This window comes from Ventosimonas gracilis (assembly GCF_001580025.1).
Classification (GTDB): domain Bacteria; phylum Pseudomonadota; class Gammaproteobacteria; order Pseudomonadales; family Pseudomonadaceae; genus Ventosimonas; species Ventosimonas gracilis.
Map to the genome: position 1 here is coordinate 1 of NZ_LSZO01000078.1, position 1,987 is coordinate 1,987.

The 1,987-nt window shown below is 57.3% G+C and carries 4 protein-coding genes; all 4 read left to right on the forward strand.

The window, feature by feature from the left end:
- Positions 1-112: 112 nt before the first annotated feature.
- The 4 genes from AXE65_RS04155 (at position 113) to AXE65_RS14005 (ending at position 1,686) form a co-directional block, all read left to right on the forward strand.
- Positions 113-325, forward strand: a complete 213-nt coding sequence (locus AXE65_RS04155; RefSeq protein ID WP_068388536.1) for a hypothetical protein — start codon at positions 113-115, stop codon at positions 323-325.
- Positions 326-363: 38 nt separating this feature from the next.
- Positions 364-654: a hypothetical protein gene (locus AXE65_RS04160; protein WP_068388538.1), complete on the forward strand. Its 291-nt coding sequence runs from the start codon at positions 364-366 to the stop codon at positions 652-654.
- A gap of 91 nt (positions 655-745) precedes the next feature.
- The gene (locus AXE65_RS04165; protein WP_204376513.1) at positions 746-1,162 is read left to right on the forward strand and encodes a winged helix-turn-helix domain-containing protein; all 417 of its coding nucleotides are present in this window, start codon (positions 746-748) and stop codon (positions 1,160-1,162) included.
- Between the two features lie 5 nt (positions 1,163-1,167).
- Positions 1,168-1,686 carry an IS630 family transposase gene (locus tag AXE65_RS14005; RefSeq protein WP_068388543.1) on the forward strand — a complete coding sequence of 173 codons (519 nt, stop codon included), beginning with the start codon at positions 1,168-1,170 and terminating at the stop codon, positions 1,684-1,686.
- The last annotated feature ends 301 nt before the right edge of the window (positions 1,687-1,987 follow it).

The following is a 1,987-nucleotide window of genomic DNA, read 5'->3' on the forward strand; positions in this document are numbered from 1 at the left end:
AACTGCAAGCAGAGGCCGCCGAACGCGTCAGCAAGCAGATGCAAAGCCTCAAACCCATCAGCGCGCCTACGCCTTATCTGCAAAGCAAGGCATTGGCATCCATCAGGGCGCAATGACCCGTCAGGACGGCAAAGCCACCATCATTCCGGCTTATGACAAGGACGGTAAACACTGGACAACCCAGTACATTCAAGAAAACGGCGAAAAGCGCTTTGCCAAAGACGCGCGCAAAAAGGATTGCCGAAGGCTACGCCACCGCCGCCAGCCTCAGCGCTTGGGTCTGCCACAGTTGCCGCCTTTGATAGCGGCAACCTCAAAGACGTAGCCTGTGCCCTGCACGAGAAATACCCGAACAAGCCGATAGTGATTGCAGGCGATGACGACAAGCTGCAAGAAAGCCAAAACGGGCGCAACCCCGGACGGGAAAAAGCCACCCTCGCGGCCAAGGCCGTAGACGGCGCGACTGTCTTCCCCATCTTTGCCCCCGGCGAGCAGCAGGAAAAGCGCTTATCCGACTTTAACGACCTTGCCCAAAAAAGCACATTGGGCAAGGTCGGCCTTATTCCATTTCGTGTTAAAAACATGAATAATATAGCCATGAGATTTGAGGAGGATTGTCATGGCGAGACCAGCCAGCGGTGCAGAGCACATTGACGCAGCCAAGGCGCTGTTACGCACAGCGAAGACGGCGGAGGAGTTAAGGCGGGCGCAGGCCGTACTGCTGCCATTGACACAGGGGTTTAGCATGCAGCAAACCGCCGCCGTGATCGGGCGATCTGTTGGGGCAACCTGCTCGATGCGTACACGATTTCTGGCCGTTCACGCAGGTCGCCGGGCGGCGGCCCGTAGCAAGCGCGAACTGCGCAATCACGCCAGCGTGCCGTTGCAAGAGGAGGCGCGTGTACTTGACAAGGTGTTTTCTGGCGCTGCCGAAGGTCAGGTCTTAGTGGTGCCGCAACTGAAGCCGCTGATTGACCAGCACTTGGGCAAAACGTTATCCCTGTCAAGCATCTATCGCATGCTGGCTCGTCATGGCTGGCGCAAACTCGCGCCTGACACGGCGCACCCCCAAGGGGATGCCCAAGCGCGTGAAGACTGGAAAAAAAACTCTGCACCGCGCTGGATCAAGTCAGCGCCAGCTTCCCCGACCCTGCGCCGTTAAGGTTGATGTTCCAGGACGAAGCGCGTTTCGGGCGCATCAGTGATTGTCGTCGCTGCTGGTGTCGCCGCCCTGTGCGCCCGCTGGTGCACAAGATGATCTCGCGCCAGTACACCTATGTTTTTGGTGCCGTCAGCCCGCTGGATGGGCAATTGGACACGCTGATCTTGCCTCGGGCAGACACGGCGTGCATGCAACTGTTTCTTGATGAAGTGGCGCAACGCCACCACCAGGACAACATCGTCATGGTGCTTGACGGCGCGGGCTGGCATACCACTGGCGAGTGGGTCGTACCGCCAAACATGCGCCTACTCTTCCTGCCCCCGTACAGCCCCGAACTGAACCCCGTCGAGCACGTGTGGGATGAGTTGCGCGAAAAGTATTTTCACAACCGCGTGTTCTCGTCGCTTGAGGAAGTCGAGGAGCATCTCCTTGAAGCGCTCGTGGCCTTCGAGCGCAGCTCGGAACGCATCCGAAGCATCTGCGCATGGCCTTGGATTATTAATTCAGTTTATAACGCTAATTAGAATTAAACGCCAAGTCATTGCCGCCATCCACCAAGAAACCAAGCGCCATCAACAACACCGCCAGCAGCAACAAGCGCTTAAGGCCAAACAGGAGCGAGGAATGAAAATGTGAGGAACCGGGTAATCAAGATGACACGGATTCGCTTATAAGCGAAAATATGGCATGCTCGAGATAAAGCACTACATTACCGACGACGGCCGCGACGTGTTTGCGGACTGGCGCGACAAGCTGAAGGACAGCAAAGCGAAGATCGCCATCGACCGACGCATTTACCGCGCCGAGCTTGGCAACTTCGGCGAC

What these genes read in the sequence shown, in the direction of transcription:
- AXE65_RS04155 (WP_068388536.1), top strand. Translation starts at nt 113, where the DNA reads ATGACCCGTCAGGACGGCAAAGCCACCATCATTCCGGCTTATGACAAG.
- AXE65_RS04165 (WP_204376513.1), top strand. Translation starts at nt 746, where the DNA reads ATGCAGCAAACCGCCGCCGTGATCGGGCGATCTGTTGGGGCAACCTGC.
- AXE65_RS14005 (WP_068388543.1), top strand. Translation starts at nt 1,168, where the DNA reads ATGTTCCAGGACGAAGCGCGTTTCGGGCGCATCAGTGATTGTCGTCGC.